The organism is Wolbachia endosymbiont of Drosophila simulans wHa (assembly GCF_000376605.1).
Taxonomy (GTDB): Bacteria; Pseudomonadota; Alphaproteobacteria; order Rickettsiales; family Anaplasmataceae; genus Wolbachia; species Wolbachia pipientis.
Genome location: NC_021089.1, coordinates 615,247 through 638,644 on the forward strand (window position 1 = coordinate 615,247; position 23,398 = coordinate 638,644).

Annotated in this window: 18 protein-coding genes, 1 tRNA gene and 1 pseudogene; 6 read left to right on the forward strand and 14 right to left on the reverse strand. The window is 35.4% G+C overall.

Features of this window, described 5'->3' with window-relative positions; all coding sequences use genetic code 11:
• Nucleotides 1-201: 201 nt before the first annotated feature.
• A complete protein-coding gene (locus tag WHA_RS02740; RefSeq protein ID WP_015589108.1) occupies nucleotides 202-1,545 on the reverse strand; it encodes an alanine:cation symporter family protein in 1,344 nt (447 codons plus the stop codon).
• 21 nt (nucleotides 1,546-1,566) lie between these two features.
• Between WHA_RS02740 and WHA_RS06770 the strand changes: the two genes are divergently transcribed.
• Entirely contained in the window at nucleotides 1,567-1,794 is a 228-nt protein-coding gene (locus WHA_RS06770; protein WP_141456975.1) for a hypothetical protein, read from the forward strand.
• Nucleotides 1,795-2,002: 208 nt separating this feature from the next.
• Nucleotides 2,003-2,947, forward strand: a pseudogene (locus WHA_RS07515) (IS110 family transposase).
• A 156-nt stretch (nucleotides 2,948-3,103) separates the two neighbouring features.
• On the opposite strand, the gene WHA_RS02750 reads toward WHA_RS07515, so the two are convergent.
• The 3 genes from WHA_RS02750 to WHA_RS02760 form a co-directional block, all read right to left on the reverse strand.
• Nucleotides 3,104-3,607, reverse strand: a complete 504-nt coding sequence (locus tag WHA_RS02750) for a protein-disulfide reductase DsbD domain-containing protein (protein ID WP_015589109.1) — start codon at nucleotides 3,605-3,607, stop codon at nucleotides 3,104-3,106.
• Nucleotides 3,608-4,280: 673 nt separating this feature from the next.
• Nucleotides 4,281-5,930, reverse strand: a complete 1,650-nt coding sequence (groL, locus tag WHA_RS02755) for a chaperonin GroEL (protein WP_015589110.1) — start codon at nucleotides 5,928-5,930, stop codon at nucleotides 4,281-4,283.
• A gap of 100 nt (nucleotides 5,931-6,030) precedes the next feature.
• Nucleotides 6,031-6,312 carry a co-chaperone GroES gene (locus WHA_RS02760; protein WP_173862882.1) on the reverse strand — a complete coding sequence of 94 codons (282 nt, stop codon included), beginning with the start codon at nucleotides 6,310-6,312 and terminating at the stop codon, nucleotides 6,031-6,033.
• Between the two features lie 184 nt (nucleotides 6,313-6,496).
• On the opposite strand from WHA_RS02760, the gene ygfZ reads away from it, so the two are divergent.
• Nucleotides 6,497-7,303, forward strand: coding sequence for a CAF17-like 4Fe-4S cluster assembly/insertion protein YgfZ (gene ygfZ / locus WHA_RS02765; protein ID WP_015589111.1), 807 nt, complete (start codon nucleotides 6,497-6,499; stop codon nucleotides 7,301-7,303).
• Between the two features lie 1,080 nt (nucleotides 7,304-8,383).
• On the opposite strand, the gene recJ is transcribed toward ygfZ, so the two are convergent.
• The 9 genes from recJ to WHA_RS02810 all read right to left on the reverse strand — a co-directional run bounded on the left by recJ (nucleotide 8,384) and on the right by WHA_RS02810 (nucleotide 20,191).
• The gene (gene recJ, locus WHA_RS02770; RefSeq protein WP_015589112.1) at nucleotides 8,384-10,123 is read right to left on the reverse strand and encodes a single-stranded-DNA-specific exonuclease RecJ; all 1,740 of its coding nucleotides are present in this window, start codon (nucleotides 10,121-10,123) and stop codon (nucleotides 8,384-8,386) included.
• A gap of 60 nt (nucleotides 10,124-10,183) precedes the next feature.
• Complete coding sequence (locus WHA_RS06900) at nucleotides 10,184-10,405, reverse strand: hypothetical protein (protein WP_041573526.1); 222 nt, start codon at nucleotides 10,403-10,405, stop codon at nucleotides 10,184-10,186.
• Nucleotides 10,406-11,408: 1,003 nt separating this feature from the next.
• Complete coding sequence (locus WHA_RS02780) at nucleotides 11,409-12,659, reverse strand: cbb3-type cytochrome c oxidase subunit I (protein ID WP_174516867.1); 1,251 nt, start codon at nucleotides 12,657-12,659, stop codon at nucleotides 11,409-11,411.
• Nucleotides 12,660-12,693: 34 nt separating this feature from the next.
• Nucleotides 12,694-14,064, reverse strand: coding sequence for a Na+/H+ antiporter NhaC family protein (locus WHA_RS02785; protein WP_015589114.1), 1,371 nt, complete (start codon nucleotides 14,062-14,064; stop codon nucleotides 12,694-12,696).
• Between the two features lie 168 nt (nucleotides 14,065-14,232).
• The gene (lon, locus tag WHA_RS02790; RefSeq protein WP_015589115.1) at nucleotides 14,233-16,686 is read right to left on the reverse strand and encodes an endopeptidase La; all 2,454 of its coding nucleotides are present in this window, start codon (nucleotides 16,684-16,686) and stop codon (nucleotides 14,233-14,235) included.
• Nucleotides 16,687-16,701: 15 nt separating this feature from the next.
• Nucleotides 16,702-17,979 carry an ATP-dependent Clp protease ATP-binding subunit ClpX gene (gene clpX / locus WHA_RS02795; protein ID WP_015589116.1) on the reverse strand — a complete coding sequence of 426 codons (1,278 nt, stop codon included), beginning with the start codon at nucleotides 17,977-17,979 and terminating at the stop codon, nucleotides 16,702-16,704.
• Nucleotides 17,979-18,605, reverse strand: coding sequence for an ATP-dependent Clp endopeptidase proteolytic subunit ClpP (gene clpP, locus WHA_RS02800; RefSeq protein ID WP_006280254.1), 627 nt, complete (start codon nucleotides 18,603-18,605; stop codon nucleotides 17,979-17,981). Before clpP ends, clpX begins: the two co-directional genes overlap by 1 nt.
• Nucleotides 18,606-18,616: 11 nt before the next feature.
• Nucleotides 18,617-19,951: a trigger factor gene (gene tig / locus WHA_RS02805; RefSeq protein WP_015589117.1), complete on the reverse strand. Its 1,335-nt coding sequence runs from the start codon at nucleotides 19,949-19,951 to the stop codon at nucleotides 18,617-18,619.
• A 158-nt stretch (nucleotides 19,952-20,109) separates the two neighbouring features.
• Nucleotides 20,110-20,191: transfer RNA gene (locus WHA_RS02810), tRNA-Leu, on the reverse strand.
• Between the two features lie 140 nt (nucleotides 20,192-20,331).
• Between WHA_RS02810 and WHA_RS02815 the strand changes: the two genes are divergently transcribed.
• Both WHA_RS02815 and gshB read left to right on the forward strand, forming a co-directional pair.
• Nucleotides 20,332-20,928 (forward strand): BON domain-containing protein, encoded by a 597-nt coding sequence (locus WHA_RS02815; RefSeq protein ID WP_006279461.1) that lies wholly within the window; start codon nucleotides 20,332-20,334, stop codon nucleotides 20,926-20,928.
• A 60-nt stretch (nucleotides 20,929-20,988) separates the two neighbouring features.
• The gene (gene gshB, locus WHA_RS02820; protein ID WP_015589118.1) at nucleotides 20,989-21,918 is read left to right on the forward strand and encodes a glutathione synthase; all 930 of its coding nucleotides are present in this window, start codon (nucleotides 20,989-20,991) and stop codon (nucleotides 21,916-21,918) included.
• Here gshB and murG read toward each other — a convergent pair.
• Entirely contained in the window at nucleotides 21,903-22,934 is a 1,032-nt protein-coding gene (gene murG, locus WHA_RS02825; RefSeq protein WP_015589119.1) for an undecaprenyldiphospho-muramoylpentapeptide beta-N-acetylglucosaminyltransferase, read from the reverse strand. The two genes, gshB and murG, sit on opposite strands and share 16 nt — an antisense overlap.
• Before the next feature lie 69 nt (nucleotides 22,935-23,003).
• Between murG and WHA_RS02830 the strand changes: the two genes are divergently transcribed.
• Nucleotides 23,004-23,396 carry a hypothetical protein gene (locus WHA_RS02830; RefSeq protein ID WP_015589120.1) on the forward strand — a complete coding sequence of 131 codons (393 nt, stop codon included), beginning with the start codon at nucleotides 23,004-23,006 and terminating at the stop codon, nucleotides 23,394-23,396.
• The last annotated feature ends 2 nt before the right edge of the window (nucleotides 23,397-23,398 follow it).

The window sequence follows — 23,398 nt, forward strand, 5'->3', positions numbered from 1 at the left end:
TAAGTTGTCATTCCAGTCTGGAATCCAGCCTTTCACGAACCCCATCAAAAATGTTGTGTTTTAACATAAGATTAGCTACTTTTATGCTCACTAACTTAGTGCCAATCAAGATTCCTGGATCCCAGTGTCTGGGCACTGGGATGACATCCTTCTTGGCGGAAATCACTCTTATATCACAACAGCTGCATAGCCTAAATTGCTTTAGCTATAGCTCTGTTTTTGCAACTTCAAATATCTGCTACTCATAGTAAACACTTCTGGATCTTGAGAGGTTAGCTTGAGTATAGCGAGTATGTTGATAAACAACAAAGCAGCAATCGAGATATCAGCAACATCCCATAGCAACCGGACTTTACCTATCGCACCAAGCGGAATGATCATGGTAAAAATTACAATCCAGATTTTAGTGTATTTATTATCCATAGACACATAGCGTATTGTCTGTTTTGAGCAAAAAAACCAAGTAAAAATAGTAGTAAAAGCAAAACAAAACATTATGGCCATAATTAAATAGTCAATATAAGGCCAATTCATTGCCTTTCTAAAAGCAAATATGCACATGTTAGTGCTCTCTAAATCAGTAATCCAAGAATCTGTGACAAGCAGTACCATTGTTGTAATAAACACTATAAACGCAACTATAAAAGGCGATATTATCGTAATTAGACTCTGCTCAATAATAAATTTATTGTTATTTTTCTTAGGAACAATTGAAGAATGTACGATTCCTTCAAGGCCAAGCCCTATATCTGTTGCAAAAATACCTCGCAAAGTTCCAACTTGAATAATAGTCAACATTTCTAAAATCAAACCTAAAGATAAACCAGAGTTAAAGCTACTGGTTGTAAAAAAACTGCTTGTTATTAGCTTTAGAGAAGGAAGAATATTTTCACTAAATTTAAATAATATGATACCGCAAAGTGTGAGGTAACTTACCGTCATTATCGGTATCATAGCCGATATAAAAATTTTAATTTTTTTTAAGCTGAGAGCTGCAACAACAAAAAATATTATGGCCATTACAATGCCACCAATGACTACAGGCACATCTATCATGTTAAGTGGTATTGATAGAGAATTTACCTGAACAAGGTTACCAACTGTTATTGAAACCATTATCATAACAACTAGAAACACAATTGTAGCTTTTCTAGAGTTAAATGCATCAGCCATGTAGGCTACAGGGCCACCTATAAACCGTCCGTTCTTTTCCTTTCTGGTTTTTATACTTAGATAACAAGTGACATATTTTATCACAGAAGTGATAACAATAATTATCGCCATCCACAAAATAGAGCCCGGTCCTCCGGTTTTTAGAGCAACAGCAGTTCCTGAAATATTTCCTACCCCCAAATTTCCCCCTAAAATTGTAAACAGAGCGGCTATAGAAGAAAATTTATTTTCTCCTTTTTTGGCTCCAAGGAGTGAAAGGGCGTATGGTAATCTAAATACCTGTAGCCATTTTAGTTTAATCGATAGGTAAACACCAGCAACTAGCATGAGTAATATTGTTGGCAGTAATAAAACAAACTTTACTGTATCCATCTGTAAAAGTGAGATTTTTATTTGAGTATACAACAAAAATTGAAAATACCTAACCTATTTTCTATGTATGACTTCGTTTCCGTCATTCTAGAAACCTTTTCTTGTCATCCAAGTAGCGTGACATATAACTGTACGAACATTGTAATATGGTACAATGTTAAGACGATGTCATCCCAGTGTCTGGGCACTGGGATGACATCTTTTTTCTTGGTACAAATTACTCTTATATCTCAATGTTCGTACAGTTAGTGCGTGACACTTGTATCTTTATGATGTGAGGCATTAGAGCTAAAATACCTCACAGGGAGGGTGAAGCTGATGCGACACTAATGCCATTAAGCCAGATTTTGCTTCCCTCCCATAGAGTTAAAGACTGAACAGTATCTTTTGGAATTATATCCCGTATTACAAGGTTAGTCTAAACTCTCAGTTTATTTATAGTCTTGGAGGCAATTTTATGCAAGTAAATGCTATTTTGGGTGTGGATATTTCAAAAAAGAAATTTGATGTTTGTTTGTTAGTGGACAGTAAAAAACGACACAAAGTCTTTCAAAATAATCAAGATGGTTTTGCAAAACTTGTAGTTTGGTGCAATGGCCATGGAGCAAATCTTACTCATTTATGTCTTGAAGCAACTAGTTGGTATGGAGAAGATTTGGCTACTTTTATGCATGATTTAGGACATAATGTCAGTATAGTAAACCCAGAAAGCTTTTGGCAAAAGTGAGCTGCTCAGAAATAAGACAGATAAATCAGATGCAGCTATGATAGCTAGATTTTGTATCGCCAACAAACCTGCTCTTTGGAAGCCCATTGCACCTGAAATGAGGCATTTGAGGGCGTTGCATGCAATCGCTAAAAGATGATAAGGTGCAACAGACAAATCGCTTGGAAAACAAAAATATGCATTCCAGTTGCAAAGAAGCTATATCTAAAGTAATTTTGGCAATAGAGGAGCAAATTATTGTTCTCGAAAAAGAAATTAATGAGCATATAAATAACTATCCACATCTAAAAAATATGGTGGAAAACCTTAAGACTATAAAAGGTATAGGATATCTTACTGCTGTTGCTGTTGTCGCAGAAATGCCATCAGTTGATAACTTTGACAATGCTAAACAATTTACAGCTTTTGCTGCCAGGACATTATCAATCGGGATCGTCAGTAAGTAAGAGAAGTTGCATATGCAAAATAGGATCTGAGCGTATTCGAAAAGCTCTTTATATGCCAGCTATAGTAGTCAAAAACCATAATAATCATTTTCAAAAGTTTTGTCAGCGTCTAGCAAGTAAAGGCAAATGTCCAAAAGTCATAGTTCTTGCGTTAATGCGAAAATTAATGCATGTCTTTTTTGGTATTCTTAAAAAGAATCAACCATTTAATTGTAATTTTGTTGGATAATTTGTTTGACAGCAGAGACAGTATCTGGGATCTAAATTTTTTATGTGAAACCATTATGTTTATATACTTGTAGGCCCAAGTTCCTCACATAGTGAACAAAAAAGTAAATGAGATTCCAGTGTCACGCGCTGGAATGACACCTACCCCATGAGAACTCTATTTTTCATACCACTCATTTATAAGTTTATTGATATCAGAATCTATAAAATCCTTTAATGGTTGCCTGATTTTTATCTCAACATTTTTAGGGATGCACCTATCTTTACATATCGCATAATTTATATGGAAGTTAAGGTCAATATACCCTTGATTTAAAAATATATTCATCTTAAAGGGAAATAATACCATATCCTCATATACGTTACTTACAAACGTCTCTCTCCCTACTTTATCTTTATGTTCCTTTGGAATAGGCCAGTGAATATTTATATCTGATGCATTACCTTTGTAACTAATAGACGTGGGAAGGCCAAAATCTCCAGGATCTTTATAATATATGTGCCAGCCTGGTTCTACTGTAACCTTTATTGCACCTTTAAGAGTGAAGCTTGCTTCATTTATCTCGCCAATAAGTAAATCAAATTTTGCAATTTCCTCGTCAGCATATAGTTGAGCGCAAGAAAAAAATAAAAATAATATTAAATATATATATATTTTCATTAAGGTAAATTTCTCCTTTTATAGAGAAAGTGATTTAGATTTTAATTATTACATTTAATAGCATTATATAGATTATTTATTAATATAGCATTATGCTATAGCTAAACTGACTTACAACAATCTGAAAAACGACAAATTCGTCATTCCGCTACTTGTTAGCGGAATCTATACCGAGATACCGCGAATGAATCCACAACTGTACGAACATTGTGATTTTGGCCCATAAGGAGGGTGTCATCCCAGTGCTTGACACTGGGATCCAGGAATTTTATTAAGTTGGCAAGCATAAAAATAGCTGTTTTTTGTTAAAATACAATGTCTTGATGATTATGGAAATGCTGGATTCCAGTGTCAAGCACTGGAATGACATCATCCTTTTTCCTGAATTCCAGTGTCAGCTACTTTCATGACATCGTTTACTATGTGCCATATTGTAATGTTCGTACAGTTGTGGAATGAATCGCGGTATGACGTGTTAGCTATAGTATAAATATACTAGGGATTATAGTTCTTTTATGCTGCCTTTTTGTTATTAGACAACCACAATATAAAGGCATGAAACGGATGCAAACAGTAGTGCATTTCTGCACCAAACGTATTACCTTTAACGAATAGTAAAATGTGAGATTTTTTGGAACTACCGTGGAGCAATTGCTCCACGGTTTCATTCTACTTAGAATCCACCCATGCCACTCATTTCTCCTGCACCCATAGGAGATGAAGCATTTTCTTTGCTTGGTACATCAACTATCATAGATTCAGTAGTTATCAGCACACTCGCAACAGATACCGCTGTTTCAAAAGCAATACGCACCACTTTTGCTGGATCAATCACACCAGCTGTAAATGCATTAGCGTAATTCATAGCCTCAACGTTGTACATAAGCTCTTTATCATTCTGCTTAATCAAATAGTCAATTATAACAGCAGATTCAAGACCAGCATTTTTGACTAACCTTCTAATTGGAGCACTGAGAACTTTCTTGATAATGTTTATGCCTATTTGTTCCTCGTCACTTGCACCTTTTAATTTGTCGAGAACAGATGAAGCATAAAGAAGCGCAACCCCACCACCTGGAACTATACCTTCTTCAATTGCAGCTCTTGTTGCATGCAGCGCATCTTCGACTCTATCTCTACGTTCTTTAACTTCCACTTCAGTTGCTCCACCAACTTTGAGCACAGCAACGCCACCTGATAATTTCGCTAAACGTTCTCTTAGCTTTTCTTTATCATAATCAGAAGTTGAAGTTTCAATTTGAGATTTAATCTGCTCGATTCTAGCTTTCACACTGTCAGAATCGCTATTTTCGCTGACAACTGTGGTATTATCTTTAGTAATTTTAACATTTTTAGCCGTACCAAGATCATCAAGCGTGAGATCTTCCATCTTGATTCCAAGTTCATCTTTTATGACGTACTTAGCACCAGTTAAAGTTGCTATGTCTTCGAGCATCTCCTTTCTTCTGTCACCAAAACCTGGAGCTTTTACTGCAGCAACTTTTAAACCACCACGCAATTTATTGATAACTAAAGTGCTTAATGCTTCACCTTCGATATCCTCTGCAATAATAACCAAAGGTTTACCAGATTTAACAATAGCTTCAAGAATAGGAAGTAAAGGTTGAATAATATTTAATTTTTTCTCTGTAATTAATAGATAAGGATTATCAAGCTCCACGATCATTTTTTCATTATTTGTAATAAAATACGGAGAGAGATAACCGCGATCAAATTGCATGCCAGTAGTCAGCTCAACTTCTAACTCTTTTGAACCTTTACTCTCTTCAACAGTTATTACACCCTCTTTTCCAACTTTTTTCACGGAATCAGCAATACTGTTACCTATATCCTTATCACCATTTGCAGATATTATTGCAACTTGTGCCACTTCGTCTATTTTCTCTAGAGAAATTGTACGAGACATTGACGTAATTTCCTTTAATATTACATCTTTTGCCTTCTGTATTCCGTTTTTAATACCAACACGATCGTTTCCAGCAGCAATTGATTTTGAAGCTTCCATTATCATGTTGCTAGTTAGTATTGAGCACGTTGTTGTACCATCACCAACTTTATCGTTACATTGAGAACAACTTTGTGCAAAGATGCTTGCTATTACAGCGTTTAATGGTTTTTCAGGCTTGATACCCTTCATCACCTTATAACCATCTTTTGTAATTTCTGGTGCTCCATAGGGCTTATTAATCCCTACTGTTTTTCCTCTAGGTCCCGCAGTTATTGCCACCGTTGAGTCTACTATTGCTGCTACTTCACGAAAGGCTTCTTGCAACTGCTCACCTGATACTACTACATTAGTCATTTTTATCACCTCTTGTTAATAAAAAATTTAGAAAACTATAATAAAATCATTCACAATGCGTCATGTTGCGCTTTGTTTAAGTTTAGTAAAATAAAGACTGCTATTTAATGACAGCAAGTATATCGGACTCTTTCATCACGATAAGCTTTTCATCATTATGTTCTATTTCTGTACCAGCCCATTGACGATAGAACACTTTATCACCAGCTTTCACAGTTAAAGTTACGCGTTCGCCACTTGAATTGCGTGAACCTTCACCAATTGCTATAACTTCACCTTTAGTAGGTTTCTTTTCAGCACTTGATGGAAGCACAATTCCACCTTGCTTTTCTTCGCTAATAGGCTTGATCAGCACGCTATCATCTAATACATTTAAACTTATACTTGACATTTGTTTTTCCTCATCAACAAATTAACTTATAAGTTTATATATATACTCGTAAGTTAGATTTCAAGGGCTGGAGCTTGTAAAATATGCACGCCATTATAAAATATGCACGCCAAAAGCAGTTTCTAAAAGAGCCTAATGTTATATAATAAAATTTAGATTTATTTATAGAGATTTCATGAGTTATATACCATTTTTAAGTCGTGGTGTGATAGTGCTATATGGGCCTGACACTAGAGATTTTCTGCAGGGTATTATAACCAATGATATTAATAAGTTGGATAGCCAAAAAGCCATTTACTCTTTATTGCTTAGCCCTCAGGGAAAATATCTATATGATTTTTTTCTTATTGAATATGGTAAATACACCCTCTTAGAGTGCGAAAACATGCACTTGCAGCAAATAATCGAGAAACTGGATTTGCTTAAAACTTACTTGAGAGTGAAGATTAAAGACGTTAGCGCACTATATAAGGTTGGAGTTTTGTTTAATACTAAGTTGGCGGAGTGTAGTGGTAAGTCACAAGTTATTTTTCAAGATCCAAGGCACAAGCTGCTAGGAATGAGGATCATACATAAAGATGAAATAAAAGAGCCGGTTGGGGATTTTACTCAGTATGAAAAAGTTAGAATTCAAAATCTCGTTCCAGATGGAGCGAAAGATATGGTGCAGAATTCATCGTTTCCGCTGCAATTTTTAATCGATAAGGTAAACGGTATAAGCTTTAATAAGGGGTGTTATATAGGTCAGGAAGTTGTAAATCGAATGAGCAGACAAGAAATATTCAGAAGAAAACTTTACCTTGTTGAGGGGGATAACGCACTTCCAGATATTGGCACTAAAGTGACAAATGAAAACAATGAGGAAATAGGGGAACTGCGCTCTAGTGTAGACAACATTGGATTTGCATTGCTTAATACTGGAAAGAGCCATGCAAATTTATATGCAGATGGAGTTAGGTGCGTTAAGACGTTGAAGTCTTAAGGTAGCGCATATAGAAACGAAAAAACTTACTTGACACCCTTCGCCAGCGCCCTTATCATGATAGTGAAGCTATTGTATTTGCTTTCGCCAATCTGCAGATTAAAAGGTAAGGATTACTTAATGTATCGGCGTCTTATGTTCAATTTTTTGCAGTATATAGATACTGTATGTCTTTACAAAACTTCATCTACATCTAGATTTTTATCTAAATAAGCTGAACGCGCTTATAAAGCGTTACAAGACATCAAAAAATGCCAATACTCGACAGAGATAGTAAAAGACTAGCTAACTCGGGGATTCTTTGTCTTTTTTTCTGCTTGGTAAATTTCTTAAACATTTGCAGCGTAAGTTAGTTGCAATTAAAAGCGGCTGAATCTCGCTTGTCAAGCGTTTAAAACATAAAAAACGCCAATATTTTAAAGCGGATAATAACCACGGGGCTTCTTTTGCCTTTTTTTTCGTTTGGTAAATTTTTTAACGTTTATGGCTAAGCGACAGCCGTCATCCCGCTGCTTGTTAGCGGGATCTAGAGATACCGCGAATGAATCGCGGTATGACGGTTCGTGGCGGCGTGACGATAAGCTCGTCATCCCACTGCTTGTTAGCGGGATCTAGAGATACCGCGAATGAATCGCGGTATGACGGTTCGCAGTGGCATGACGATAAGCTCGTCATCCCGCTACTTGTTAGCGGCTAAGAGATACCGCGAATGAATCGCGGTATGACGGTTCGTGGCGGCGTGACGATAAGCTCGTCATCCCACTGCTTGTTAGCGGGATCTAGAGATACCGCGAATGAATCGCGGTATGACGGTTCGCAGTGGCATGACGATAAGCTCGTCATCCCGCTACTTGTTAGCGGCTAAGAGATACCGCGAATGAATCGCGGTATGACGGTTAAGTAGGGTGTCATCCCAGTGTCACGCACTGGGATGACATTATAGGAGCACTGGGATGACACCCTCTTGGATGGAAATCAGTGTCAGATAATTTCATGACACCAGTTGTTGTAAACTCACTTTTTCTCGATTTTTTGGTTTATCTTGTCTACCTATTTTGCCACTCTGCTGAACAGATACACTCAACTAATGGTCAATACATCTTCTATTAAAAATTGTACAAATTCATTGCCATTCCAGTAATTCATAGAGATTTTACCCAAAATAGCTTTAACATTACCCTGCATGATAGCAGAGCCAAGATGAGTATTTGCAGAACGAAATGCAATAGCTCTTACCATAACATTATCATCAGCAATAAAACATTTTATATGGTCAACTCCTATAACTTCAGGCTTTCTTATCTTTGCTCCTTGGATAATAAACCTTGGTTCAGGATTTCCAACTCCAAATGGTCCCAAGCGTTGCAATTGATTCCATAAAGACAAATTTATTGCTTTAGCAGTTACTATACTATCAGCTTTTAAAGTTTTCTTATTTATAGAGTTTGAAAATCTTTCAGTAAAAAAATCATGCAAATCATTTATTTTGTCTTCTTTAATTGAAAATCCTGCCGCCATACTATGGCCACCACCTTCAATAATCAAATTTATAAACTTTGCGGAAAGGACTGCAGCACCGATATCAACTCCCAAAATTGATCTACAGCTTGCTTTTCCTATTCCATTATTTAAAGATATCACTACTGTTGGCAAGTGAAACTGCTCCTTTAGCCTTGATGCAATTATACCAATTATTCCCTGGTGCCAATTGCCACTTATCATTATAAAATTCGCACCTGATTGGGCAGACTTTTCCGCTTGTGCTGTAGCTTCCAAGAGAGCCTCATTTTCTAACACTTTTCTTGCATTATTCAAATCTATTAATTTTAGCGCGATTGAATGTGCCTCTTCATCATCATCGGTGGAAAGCAACCTTGCACCAAGCGATGCTTCTCCAATTCTTCCTCCAGCATTTATGCACGGTCCAATGCTAAACCCCAACCGCGAAACACTTGGTTTTTCAAGGATTCCCAAAGCATCAAATAAAACACGCAAGCCAACGTTTTTTCTTGTTGACATAACTTTTAATCCTTGTGAGACAAGTGCTCTATTGAGGCCTGTGATCTGCATAACATCACAGACAGTTCCCAGGGCAACCAAATCCAACAGATCAAATAAATCTGGTTCTTTTTTGTTGGTAAAAAATCCTTGCTCACGTAGGCTTTTATTAAGAGCAACAATTAGCAGAAATGACACTCCAACTGCTGCTAGGTTATTATAAGGAGAGCTCTCATCAAGGCGGTTTGGATTCACAACTGCTACGGCGCTTGGTAATTTTTCCGTACCAAGGTGATGGTCAACAACTATAATATCAAGACCAAAAGCCTTTGCATCTTCTATTGGTTGATATGCAAGCGTACCACAATCAACGGAAATACATAAATCAATTCCATTCTTTTTAAGTTGTAATAAAGCATCTGTGTTTAATCCATAACCCTCATCAACACGATCTGGAATGTAGATTATAGAGTGTATATCGATTGCTCTCAGGTACCTGTTAATCAATGCTGACGACGTTGCACCATCAACATCATAGTCACCAAATATTGCAAGGTTTTCATCATTTTTTATTGCCCGTATTATACGAGAAACAGCTTTATCCATATCAAGAAAGTGAAAGGGATCTGGTAATAGCGATCTGATTAGTGGATATAAGAAGTCGCTTGCATTTTCTATGTTAACACCACGAGTAACCAATATTCTTGCTAATATTTCTGGTAACTCAAATCTCTGTGTAAGAGTTAAGATTTGCCTTTGATCTGCTTCTTGCAACTTCCACAATGCATTTGTTATGCTGCGCTTTTCAATTTCAAGTAGCATATTCTTTCTTTGTAAATAAAACTACTTTACCAGAATTTTTAAGCTTGTTCTATAATTGTATTAGACTTCTGCATAACCTAAACTAAGTAGAAAAAAGGTATCATCTAAGTAGCTGACACTGGTCTCCATCCAAGAGGGCAGTAGCCCCTTCGGTGTCATTCCAGCGCGTGACCAGGTCTTTTTAGCTATCATAGGATGACAGAAGCAGACACTCCACTTTGTCGTTCCAGTGCCTCCTTTTTTTGTCATTCCAGTGCCTTGACTATGATGGCTTTGTTGCATCGCTAGCTATGATGGATTAAAGATAAAAAAGGTGGAGAATATCAGTAGCTTATTATTCTGGTATTTATAACAAGAACGGTCAGTGAATACCTAAATTCGAGTAAAAGAAATTTCACTACCACTCACTAATCCGGCTAAAATTCAAGAATTTCAATGCTTTAGCTATTTTCAATAGAATTAAATTTATTAATATAAATAACAAGTTACTATTCTTAAATTTGATCAGATTGATTGCAAAAAAAACAAGATTTTCAATAAGTTGCTTATAATCCTAATTATAGTTAGCCTTTCATAAGTAGCGATGCAACAAAGCCCACTGGGATCCAGGAATTTTATTAAGTTGGTAAGCATAAAAGTGTTATGTAAAATACAACGTTCTTGATGGGATTGCGTGAAATGCTGGATCCCAATGTTTGGGCACTGGGATGACAAAGGAGGACAGTGTCAGCTACTCGGATGACAAAAAAAGGAGCACTGGGATGACATCATCCTTTTTTTGGGGTTCCAGCGTCACGCGCTACCTTCCGTATAAATATTAAAAAATTTACCAAATGAAAAAAAAGGCAAAAGAAGCCCCGTGGTTGGCTAATTACTTACATTATACTTTCAAGTATGGCGTTTTTTTATTCTAAACGCTTAATAACCGCGATTTAGTTGCTTTTAAGCCGCAACTAATCTAAATTATAAACATTAAGAAATTTACTAAACAGAAAAAAAGGCAAAAGAAACCCTAGGGTAGCTAGTTATTCACTATCCATTTTTTAAATCGGCGTTTTTTGATGTTTTAAATGCTTTATAAGCGCATTTCAGCTTATATTAGGTAAAAACCTAGAAATTTGATAAAGACATAGAGTGCACATAGTGCAAAAAATTAAACATGAGACACCAGATACGTGAGTTTTTTTGTCATTTAATCTGTACAGAGAAGATAAATAAATAGCTTCAGTTTCATGATAAGGGGGCTGGCGGAGTTTGTCAAGGAAGTTTTTTTTGTTTCTATGGGTCAGTTGGTACGCGCTTTGCCTTTTAACAGATGTAAAAGCACAATTATTACGAACAACATTCCACCAACAACTGATATAGCGCCACCTATAATGAAGCACGTGCGTGCTAACATTGATGAAATACTTGGCAGATCTGCAACCTTCCTTAAAGCACCATATCCACCAAGCCACACAAGACCAGTGATATGGAGAAAATGCCCTATACTGTAGGCATAAATCTGTAATCTTACCATGGAACCTTTTATCTCTTTAAAGTTTAATTTGGGTAACAGCCAATAAATGAAATTCATAAAAGCTATAGTGATCCCAACTACAGAACCGTGATAATGAGCGGGAATGGTGACATTTCCTTCAATAGTCAACACTCCGAGCACATCTCCATAAGTGAACAACAAAAATGAATGTAATAAATAGTTGCTTTTATCATTAATAAAAGTTCTGATGTTGCAGCACACTAATATTATCAAAAAGCACGGCAAAACTGCTCCAGCAATCCTCATATGCCAAGTAAAAAACTGTATTAACTTGGCACTATCAACTGGATAAACAAAATATACAAACGGTGCGCCTACAGCTAAAATCGTGTTTATAAATAGTGGTAAAATAGTAATTTTATTGCTTGAAGCTAAACTAACATCACTGATCATTAAATAGACTAAAAACATTCCTTGAGTAAAAGCAAACTGCAATAAATGTCCGCCTCCCCAAAAGAGATATTCGTAAAATAAATTATTATCTGAGTGATATAGACCTGGAGGCATATTATTATATGCTAAAACAAAGCAAAGAAATGACGATACAAGTATAATAACTAGCCCAATTTGCCCAACAGAGAGAAATGAAACCTCTTTTTTTGATGTGTATGCTAGCATTGTATTTACTAATATACTGGCAATAAATAAACTGAGTCCAAACAAAAATAATTTGTTTTGTAACACGGGAATATAATTACTTTTGATAACTTCAGTGTTTGGAACGAATGCGGATATAAACATGAGCAGCATCGAAAGGGTTGATAGAACCCATGAAAAGTTAAACCAACTATTGGTATTTTGTAGGTTTATGATAAAGAGCAGAGATATTATAGAGCACATCCACACTAAAATTGACAAGTTCACGTGTATTACCAGCGCATTATCAAAAATATATTGTGCAGAAGGAACAAGAGAGGAGATAAAAGGCAATCGTAGAAAAATAACAATTATTGACAGTAACCCAGAGCAAGCAAGAGCACATACTGCCAAGAACATCCATTTTCTACAGAGCGGAGCGTTGTCTTGTATATTAAGCACAATCTTTTTTCTCAATTTTGTTCAATACAATATATAACACTGCAATAATACCTAAAACATAGCAATAGTATACGTGTGGCACGACTGCCAAAGGTGAAACTCCAGCAATAGTGCTAGCCAAAAGCAATTGAGCGCCATACGGTATTAATCCTTGAAATACACAAGAAAATATGCCTAGCCATGCTGCACTATAGTGAGGCGGTATTTCATATTTCTTAGCAATATCTCTAGCAATTTCACCACTAAAAATTATAGCGATGGTGTTATTTGCAAGTAAAATATCAAATATGCTGACTATTTTTGCAATAAATAATTGCGCAGTTTTTTGTCCACCACGTTGTATCATAACCCAAGATGAAAGTTTATCTGCAAGCTCCTTAGAATTTTTACCTACCAGTCCTGAAAGCCCGCCAACCATCAATGACAGTAGCATAATTTCATGCATACTCATAAACCCCTTAGTGATGTTTTGGCTTAAAAACAATAAACCATAATTGTTGTTATTTATAAATCCAATGATTCCAGCAAAAGTTATGCTTAAAACCAATGCCGTAAATACATTTATTCCAAAGTTTGCAAGCAATATAAGTATTATGTAAGGAGTCACAAGCAATAAAGAATACTCCTTAACTGAAATAGCAGCACTATTGCTTGAGCTATAAAATAATATAATTATTGTGAATATAGAAGCAATTAGTGCCACTTTTGCATTCAGTTTTAATTTTTTCTTTATATCAGCCTTTTGAGACATCACAGATGCAATTGTAGTATCAGAGATAATAGATAAATTGTCGCCAAACATTGCTCCTCCTACAACGGTTGCAACTCCTAAGGAAGGAGAAATCCCAGCTTGTGTCAGTTCAACTGCAATAGGAGCAATTGTTGCAATGGTGCCCATTGATGTACCAATAGCAGTGGAGATGAAAGCTGCTACAAAAAATAATCCTATGAGTAAAAATTGTGTTGGTATAAATGAAAGAGCCAAATTAACTGTGGCATCAGCACTACCGATTGCTTTAGTTACTTCACTGAATGCACCTGCAAGTAAAAAAATGATGCACATAGTGATAATATTACGATCTCTTACCCCATCTAGAAAGGCATACATTTTTTCTTCAGTATTGCCCTTGTATAAAACCCAACCCAGAGCTATGGCAGGAACAATGGCTACTAGTGGAGATAACTGATAAAAAGCATTTGACACGCCAAGAACAGTAAAATAGGCAAAAAATTTGTAAAATAAAACATACCTCAGCTCTGATAAACGCAAATCAACTATGATATAATTTATATTATTATAAACCACAGTTGGCACCTTGACCAATGTTTTTCTAGAAAGCAATCCACCAGAAAAGGTTTCCATGAAAAGGACTATTATAATATATCATCTACTTGAATTAAACTGGGAGATAGAATAAGTAAAAAATATGAATGACATAACAACAAAGCAAGTCATATCCTTATGGGATGCACAAGTTGGTGGATTCTTGCCAGATAAAAGAGAAATGGAGATTGATAATATTTTTTTAATCTAATGCTTCAATGTTTCCGACATAGGAAAAGTATCATCTTTACTTTCTATAGAGGAAGGCACACTATTTTGATTATCATCACCATCAATTGGAGTAGTAGGGTGCATTAAAGCAACTTTCATAACTTCATCAATATTCTTAGCAAAAACTACGTTGATCCCCTCTTTGATGCTTGCCGGAATCTCTTGCATATCTTTCTCATTTTCACTTGGTATAATCACAGTTTTGATTGATCCTCTGAGCGCTGCAAGCAATTTTTCTCTTAAGCCCCCAATAGCTAAAACTCTACCACGCAATGTCACTTCGCCTGTCATAGCAACATTTTTGTTAACTGGTATATTCGTCATAAGAGAAACAATAGACGTACATACCGCGCCGCCAGCAGAAGGGCCATCTTTTGGTACTGCACCCTCAGGTACATGTAAATGTATATCATTATTTTGGAATTTTTCGGGCTTTATACCAAAAAACAAACAATTTGATCGAATATAACTATACGCAGCTTTTATAGATTCTTGCATAACCTCTCCAAGCTTTCCTGTGTATTTTATTTCTCCCTTGCCCGGAATTAGGACTGATTCTATCATCAAAATATCACCACCTGTTTCAGTATAGGCGAGCCCAGTTACTATTCCTACTAAACTCTCATTTTCCGCAATGCCAAAGGTATATTTACGTACCCCTAAATAATCTTGTAAATTGTCAACCCCTACGGATATTTTCTTATTTTTATCAGTCAATATTTCTTTAACTGCCTTTCTCATGAGCTTTGCAAGCTCCCTTTCCATACTCCGCACACCACTTTCACGTGTATATAAACGTATCAACTCGTATAACGCCTCATTAGTTATGTCCCATTCCTTCTGATACAAACCATGCTCCTTCTTTAACTTCGGAATAAGGTGGTGTGTAGCAATACTGATTTTTTCATCTTCAGTATACCCGGACAATTGTATAATTTCCATCCTATCACGCAAAGGATGTGGTAAATTTAAGCTGTTTGCCGTAGCTACAAACATTACACTTGAAAGATCAAACTCAACTTCCAAGTAATGATCCGTAAAGTGTTTATTGTGCTCAGTATCTAAAACCTCAAGTAATGCAGATGCAGGATCGCCACGCGAATCAGAACCCATCTTATCTATTTCATCAAGCAGAAAAAGCGGGTTGCATGAATTAGCTTTTTTCATGTGTTGAATGATTTTACCAGGCATTGAGCCAATATAAGTTTTCCTATGCCCTCGTATCTCAGACTCATCACGCACACCACCAAGAGCTATGCGAACAAAATCTCTTCCTACTGCTCTTGCCATAGACTTAGCTAAAGAAGTTTTACCAACACCTGGCGGTCCAACTAAGCAAAGTATAGGACCTTTTATCTCTTTTACTCTTTTTAATACCGCTAAAAATTCTATTATTCTATCTTTTACTTTCTCTATGCCATAATGATTTTCATCTAAGATTTTCTTAGCTGCATTTAAGTTAATTTTTGCATCTTTGTACTTTCCCCATGGCAACTCAAGCAACCAATGCAAGTAACTAGATATAACTGTAGCTTCAGGAGAAATGGGATTCATTTTCTTGTATCTCTTCAAATCAGTTATAGCTTTCTCTCTTGCTTCCTGAGAAAGCTTTGTTTCATTTATCTTTTTTTCAAATTCATTGAGTATATTCCCTTCATCACCATTCTCAAATTCGCCTAATTCTTTCTGTATAGCTTTCAATTGCTCGTTAAGGTAGTAAACTTTCTGAGTGCTTTCAACTTGCGATTTAATTGTCTTATATAAACGGTTTTGTGCGTTCAAAATACTCATTTCTCTCTCAATAAAAGCAAAAGCTTTTTTTAAACGCTCTTCTGGGTCATAAGCCTCAAGTATACTTTGTTTATCTGATACTTTTATATTTAAATGTGAAGCTACCGTGTCTACAAGTTGATCAACTTCTTTGATTTGATCAATGGAGTTAATGGCAACCTCGGGTTGATTTTTCTTGTTTAGCTCACACCAGCTATCGAACGCGTCTACAACAGACCGCCTTAAAGCTTCTAAATCAATATTGTCTTCATCTTCTTTATAATGATTGTCTAACTCTACCCTGGCTTGTAATAAAGTATGAGAGCTAATATATTCTACAACTCTTCCCCTTCTTATCCCCCGGATTATAACTTTTACTGCATTGTCAGGTAATTTTATTAACGGTTGTACAATGCTTGCTAACACACCTACTTCATAAAGATCTTCAGGCTCTGGATTATCAACAGAGCCATCTTTCTGTGCTACAAGAAAAATCTCATTTTGGTGATTACTACTACTTATTGCATACTCTAGTGCATTAACAGATTTTTCTCTGCCTATGAATAAAGGCACCATTATATTTGGAAAAATTACTACATCTCTTAAAGGTAATACTGGCAATGCAGTAAAACTAGAGCTTACAGCACGTTCAATGTTCATAATATATGCCTCAAATTAATCATTAACCGTTATAACATTGCCATTGTTATTATGATTAACCGTTGCTTTTCCTAATTCTACCATTTTCTTAGTGATTACTATAGTGCTACCTTCAAAGCCTCCGTTTCCAGATGTATACATAATGTCAAGCAAAAGTGACTCCAAGATAGCACGTAACATTCTTGCACCTGTTTTGTAGCTTATAGCCTTTTTAGCAATAGCTGATATTGCTTCATCTGAAAACTCAAGGTTTACTTTGCTAAACGCAAGCAATGCTTTGTACTGTTTTATTAGTGCATTCCTTGGCTCTGTCAACACATGTATTAAATCTTCATGATCCAGCTCATCTAAAACAGCAGTTATTGGAACCCGCCCTACAAATTCGGGTATTAAACCGAATTTGATTAAATCTTCAGGTTGAACATCATGTAAAGCATTCTTTTTCTTTTGCTCTTTAGACTGACTTATATCTGCTCCAAAGCCAACTGACGTTCCCTTTTTTCTCGCTTCAATAATTTTATCGAGGCCTTCAAAAGCTCCTCCACAAATAAACAGTATGTTACTAGTATCCACTTGTATAAACTCTTGTTGCGGGTGTTTTCGCCCTCCTTGTGGCGGAACATAAGCAACTGTACCCTCCATAATCTTAAGCAGAGCTTGCTGGACCCCTTCACCTGAAACGTCACGGGTTATTGAAGTGCTTTCAGATTTTCTTGTAATCTTGTCTATTTCATCTATAAACACTATACCACGCTGTGCTTTTACAACGTCATAATTTGCAGCTTGTAATAAACGCGACAACACGCTTTCTACATCATCACCCACATAACCTGCCTCAGTTAAAGTTGTCGCATCAGCCATAGCAAATGGCACATCTGAAACTTTAGCAAGTGTTTTGGCTAGCAAAGTCTTACCAGAACCAGTGGAACCAATAAGCATTATATTTGACTTCTCGATTTCAATATCACTTATAGCATGAAATTGTACCATGGATTGACAATGGTTATACATAGCTACAGATAAAACGTGTTGCGCGTGTTCTTGACCTACAACATGCTTGCTGAGAAAGTTTTTTATATCCTCAGGTTTCTTTAGTAATAGCTTCATATCAGATATACGATCTGAATTAAAAGATCTATCTTTCTTTTGACTTATTGCTTTATGGGATAATTCTATGCACTCATTACAAATAAACACCTTTAAACCATCCGAAGAGTTAGTAATCAATTTATCTACTTCATCTTGCGCCTTGTTGCAAAAAGAACAGTAGTGTAAATCATTATTGTTATCCATTAACCCACCTTTTGTTTAACTTTAATATTTTCAATTTCAATATCTGTACGCTCAGCTATCACCCTGTCAATTAAGCCAATTTTCCTTGCTTCTTCAGGATCCATGAATTTATCTCTTTCCATCATTCCTTCAATTTTCTTCAGTGAATTTCCAGTATGTTTTTCATAAATTTGATTTAGTTTTTTCTTAACTCGCAAAATTTCATTAGCATGTATTTCTATATCAGTTGCTTGACCATGATAACCACCAGATGGCTGATGTATCATAATTCTTGAATGAGGTAGAGAGTAGCGCTTACCTTTTGTACCAGCTGCAAGCAATAAAGAACCCATAGACGCAGCTTGACCTATACATAAAGTTGAAACGTCTGGGTTTATATACTGCATTGTATCGTAGATCGACAAACCAGCAGTTACAACACCACCTGGTGAGTTGATGTACATACAAATGTCTTTATCGGGATTTTCCGATTCTAAAAATAAAAGCTGTGCTACTATTACACTGGCCATATTGTCTTCAATAGGACCTGTTACAAAAATTATTCTTTCTTTCACTAGTCTTGAATATATGTCATAAGCGCGCTCACCGCGACTAGTTTGTTCAACTACAATTGGTATAAGAGTCATACCTTTTCCTATTAAATATTATCAAATAATTCCTTTAATTCTTTCACAGAAACAATCTGCTCTTCTTTACTAACTTTTTCTATTATATAATCTGTCACTTTATACTCAAGCGCTTGCCCTCTAACTAATTCTTGAAATTGTTTATTTGATTCAAAATGCTTAATTACTCTGTCAAATTGCACATCTTTACTGACATATTGATTTACAATAACACTCAAAACATCATTTTGAGTTAATGATATTTTATGTTCTGCACTAAATTTCATAAATAACATAGCAAGCTTTACACGTTTTTCAGCTTCTTTACGAGAATCATTTTGAGCACCCAATTCTCCTTCCATTCTTTGTTGCTCCTGTTTTACTATGTCTGTGGGTAAATCAAAACTATAATTAGCATCCAAATAATCAAACAGCTCCTTTTTAATTAAGAGATTTCTCATTTCGGTGCACTGATCACCAATCATTTTTTTTGCATGATTTATTAGCAAAGAATAATCTTTAAACCCAATACTCTTAGCTATTTCATCATCATTTTCAAAATCTTTGGCAATTTGAATCTCATTAACTCGCACAGAAAAATCAGCTTCCTGTCCTGCAAGGGAAATGGCTTGGTAATTTTCAGGAAATTTCAACTTAAAGTTCTTTGTTTCTCCCTTTTTCATACCAGTTAATTGATCTTCAAAACCATTAATAAATGTGCCAGACCCTAAATTAACGGCAAAATCTTTGCTACTTCCACCTTGAAAGAGCTTATTCCTAATCCGCCCTTCAAAATCAATTATCAATTTATCCCCATCTTTCGCTTGATAAGAAGCATCATCAACAGAGGCAAAATTGGGGAACTTTGTTTTGATAGAATCAATAAATTCTTTTATATCTTCCTCTTCAATCTTTGCTTCAATTTTCTTTAAGTTTATTTTGTCAAGATCTATCATCGGTACTTCAGGCATCGACTCAAAAGATAGCTTGTATACAAAATTGCCCTCCTCATTTTCTTTGCCCAGATCTGGTAATGATATAACATCAACCTTAGGATAAATGTGAGACTTGACTTCAATTTTTTTCATCAAATCACTTGAGCAATAATCAATTGTATTATTTATCACATATTCCAAAGCCTCGTTTTTATAATTTGCAACAACAAGGTCATAGGGCATCTTTCCAGCCCTAAATCCAGGTGATTTTGCATTTTCTGCTATCTCTTGCAACCTGGAATTTACCTTTTGTTTTATATAATCACTACCAACTGTGATTTCATACTCATACTTTAGTTTATCTATACTAAGCTCTTTGTAGGTATATACGCTACTTACTTCGACTGTATTTTGAGGTATATTATTAGACATCATAATTCATTTATTAACATTTTAATTCATATCTTAATAGAGTCATTTTACCAGAATTTAAGTTAAACACAATCCTTAAGAACAGGTTTTTACACAAACAAAAGTGTATTTAGTGATTATAAATTTTCCCTTAAAACCTAAGTTACATGACTTTAAAGTGCGGATAGAGGGACTTGAACCCCCACGAGCAAGCTCACCAGGACCTAAACCTGGCACGTCTACCAATTCCGCCATATCCGCAAGAAATTTTCAGTACCCTATTATAGGTATTCCATTAAAAATATTCAAGGTTTAAAGTCTTACTTAATTTATGGTATTTACACAATCAAAAAAGCTTATTAACATTTCTTAATGAAAGCTCTAAACCATGAAAATCAATAATGAGATTAATAACAAGCTTCTTACTCGCAATTTTTTTGATTACACAAAGTGGTTGCACAACCCTTATAATAGGTGGTGTGGTGGCTACAGCGACAGCAACAGCAATAACAATGCAGGACAAATCCTTGGGAAATATCATTGATGATACGACTATGGTCATCAGAATTAATAAGGGGCTCTTAAAACATGGGCTATTTTCATCCATAAAGGTTAAAGTAAGTGAAGGAAGAGTATTGCTCATTGGAAGTGTTGACACTCCTGAAAAACAACTTACAGCAGAAAAAATAGCTTGGCAGCAAAAAGAAATTAAAGAAGTGATAAATGAAATAAGAGTAATACCAATTCAAATGGCTTCCATGCTAGACACCACTGTAGATGGCATGATAACAGCGGAAATAAGAACAAGACTCCTGGGAAAAAGAAATATTAAGTCAATTAATTATAGCGTTAATACGGTTGATAGAGTTGTTTATTTGATGGGTATAGCCCAAAATAAAGCGGAATTAAAAGCTGTAATAGCAATTGCAAGAAAAGTAAAGGGAGTAAAACAAGTTGTAAGTTATGTACGATACAGGTACAGTAAGTTACGCCATTAGGCAAAAATCGCTTTCAAATTATAACATTTGTACAGTTGTGACAATAGGTAGAGAACATAAATGAAAATTGCCTTTCAGATGGATGAAAATATAAATTTTGAAACTGACACTACATTCGTGCTAATAAAGGAAGCACAAAGGAGGAAGCACGAAGTTTTTGTCTATGCTCCTAACAATTTAGCACTAAAGCTAAACCATCCAATTGCTCTGGCTCAGAAAGTCAGCGTTGATGATTTTAGTTTTATCTCTAAAGAGGATGTAGCAATCAACTTGAATGAAATGGACATCATATTTATCAGACAGGATCCACCCTTTGATATGCGTTATATTACAACAACATATATCTTAGAAAAAACCAGCGCATTGGTAATTAACAATCCAACAGAAATAAGAAATTGTCCTGAAAAATTGATAACTTCATTATTTCCAGAGCTAATTCCGCCAACTTTGATTACTGAAAATATATCAATGATTAGAGATTTCTACTACAACTATCAAGATATTATTCTGAAGCCATTGTATAGTTATGGAGGAAACGATGTGATAAGAATACAAGATGAGAATAGTATTCAAGTAGTAGTGGATCTCATGATAGCAAAATACGAATGCCCTGTGATTGCACAATCATTTTGTAAAAACATAGATAAAGATAAAAGAATATTGCTACTTTATGGCCAACCAATTGGTGTAATGAAACGAATTCCAAAAATCAGTGGAGAGATCAGAACAAACATGCGACTTGGAGCAAGTTTTGAGCCCGCTCAAATGAACGATAGAAACAATGAAATATGTAACAAAATTGGTCCTGAATTAAAGAAAAGAGGGCTAATATTTGTTGGTATTGATATTATAGATGACTTCCTGCTCGAAATTAACACAACTTCACCCACGGGAGTAGTTTATATCAATAAATTGTATAATATATCGCTAGAAAAGGATCTTTGGGACGTGTTTGAAGAAAAAGCAAGCAGCCATCAACTAAACCTGTGAACAATCACCTTAACAAACTCAGTAGTCCCATTCTTTATCCCTGTTTTTTCTGTACTATTGGTCATATCACGCAATTTTTGAGAATTATTTAATAGATCAAATAGTACCTCTGTTAGATTTTTTTTTGCTTCACTATTCTGCTCAACTATTATAGCTGCTCTCGAGTCTTCAATATATTTTGCGTTATAAAATTGGTGATTATCTTTTGAGTAAGGGTAAGGAATATATATAGCAGAACGCCTAGCAAGAGTGATCTCTGCTATTGAAGTTGCTCCTGCTCTGCTAATTACCAAGTGAGCATTGGCCAGTCTATTCTCCATATCATCAAAAAATTCACTCAATTCACAATCGATCTTTTCACTTTTGTATAGACTTTTGACCTTGTTTACATTTTTCTTCGTACATTGCTGCGTCACTCTAATTTTCTTTTTCATTTTAATAGGTAAATCACAAATTACGCTGCTTACTACATCATCAAAAAAATTTGCACCTTGGCTGCCTGCTATGACCAATATATTTAGGATTTTCTCAGTGCTAGAATGGCTCTGTGCTTTTATATCAACAAAATTTCCTGTAAAAATACATTTATTGCCCTCTGCATATTTAGTCTCCGGAAAGCTGGTTGCAATTAATTTTGCACTCTTGAAAAAGAATCTATTTACTCTCCCTAAAACTGTGTTTTGTTCATGTAAAATTATAGGTATAGAAAGAACTCTTGCTGCAAGAAGAGTTGGAAAAGAAGCATAGCTACCAAAACCAATGACCGATTTTGGTTTTAATTTTCTTACTTGATACAGTGCTAACATAGAGCTGTATATCAAGAAAAGGAAAAACTTAAATTTGTTGCTGCTTGGTCTACGTAATGGTAAGGTGTAGCTTTCTATGTCGGTATTTTTATTTGTTTTTTTATCAGTGAATAATATGCAATTGTATCCTTGTGTCTTTAGTGCTTTTGCTAAAGCTATGGCCGGAAAGATATGCCCACCTGTGCCACCTGTTGCTAAAATAATATCCATCTGTAAATAATAAATCCTAGATTGTTAACTGTTATTTAACAATTTGCACGTAGAATTTTATTAAGCGTTATGATAGTTGAGTTAAAAATGCCTAAAAGTAATAGTAAAAAAGAACCTAATGAGAAAAATAAACCTCAAGAACAAAGAGAAGGCAGAAGCGGAGGTTTTTTAGAACTGCTAAAAAATATAATAAAAATTCTTTTCAATTCGGTCGTTGACCTACCTGAGCACGAGCAGCATAATAAAATGAAAAGCACTAATCTACAACAAGGTTTGGATACTAAAGGAAAAGGCCCAGAAGATCTTCATCCAAAGGCAAAGCTTGAAGTTAAAGAAGCAGCTAAGGGATTGAAAGAAGAGTTACAGAATTCTGATGCTGGTGGTAATCAATCTATTGAAACTAAAGTGCCTAATCAAACTACTACTCAAAACATTGACAACTCTAAAACGATGGAACGTTAGTT

What these genes read in the sequence shown, in the direction of transcription:
- WHA_RS02785 (WP_015589114.1), bottom strand. Translation starts at nt 14,064, where the DNA reads ATGGAAACCTTTTCTGGTGGATTGCTTTCTAGAAAAACATTGGTCAAG.
- gshB (WP_015589118.1), top strand. Translation starts at nt 20,989, where the DNA reads ATGAAAATTGCCTTTCAGATGGATGAAAATATAAATTTTGAAACTGAC.
- WHA_RS02740 (WP_015589108.1), bottom strand. Translation starts at nt 1,545, where the DNA reads ATGGATACAGTAAAGTTTGTTTTATTACTGCCAACAATATTACTCATG.
- lon (WP_015589115.1), bottom strand. Translation starts at nt 16,686, where the DNA reads ATGAACATTGAACGTGCTGTAAGCTCTAGTTTTACTGCATTGCCAGTA.
- ygfZ (WP_015589111.1), top strand. Translation starts at nt 6,497, where the DNA reads ATGAGTTATATACCATTTTTAAGTCGTGGTGTGATAGTGCTATATGGG.
- murG (WP_015589119.1), bottom strand. Translation starts at nt 22,934, where the DNA reads ATGGATATTATTTTAGCAACAGGTGGCACAGGTGGGCATATCTTTCCG.
- tig (WP_015589117.1), bottom strand. Translation starts at nt 19,951, where the DNA reads ATGTCTAATAATATACCTCAAAATACAGTCGAAGTAAGTAGCGTATAT.
- clpP (WP_006280254.1), bottom strand. Translation starts at nt 18,605, where the DNA reads ATGACTCTTATACCAATTGTAGTTGAACAAACTAGTCGCGGTGAGCGC.
- WHA_RS06900 (WP_041573526.1), bottom strand. Translation starts at nt 10,405, where the DNA reads ATGCAACAAAGCCATCATAGTCAAGGCACTGGAATGACAAAAAAAGGA.
- clpX (WP_015589116.1), bottom strand. Translation starts at nt 17,979, where the DNA reads ATGGATAACAATAATGATTTACACTACTGTTCTTTTTGCAACAAGGCG.
- recJ (WP_015589112.1), bottom strand. Translation starts at nt 10,123, where the DNA reads ATGCTACTTGAAATTGAAAAGCGCAGCATAACAAATGCATTGTGGAAG.
- groL (WP_015589110.1), bottom strand. Translation starts at nt 5,930, where the DNA reads ATGACTAATGTAGTAGTATCAGGTGAGCAGTTGCAAGAAGCCTTTCGT.
- WHA_RS02815 (WP_006279461.1), top strand. Translation starts at nt 20,332, where the DNA reads ATGAGATTAATAACAAGCTTCTTACTCGCAATTTTTTTGATTACACAA.
- WHA_RS02780 (WP_174516867.1), bottom strand. Translation starts at nt 12,659, where the DNA reads ATGTTCTTGGCAGTATGTGCTCTTGCTTGCTCTGGGTTACTGTCAATA.
- WHA_RS02750 (WP_015589109.1), bottom strand. Translation starts at nt 3,607, where the DNA reads ATGAAAATATATATATATTTAATATTATTTTTATTTTTTTCTTGCGCT.
- WHA_RS02830 (WP_015589120.1), top strand. Translation starts at nt 23,004, where the DNA reads ATGATAGTTGAGTTAAAAATGCCTAAAAGTAATAGTAAAAAAGAACCT.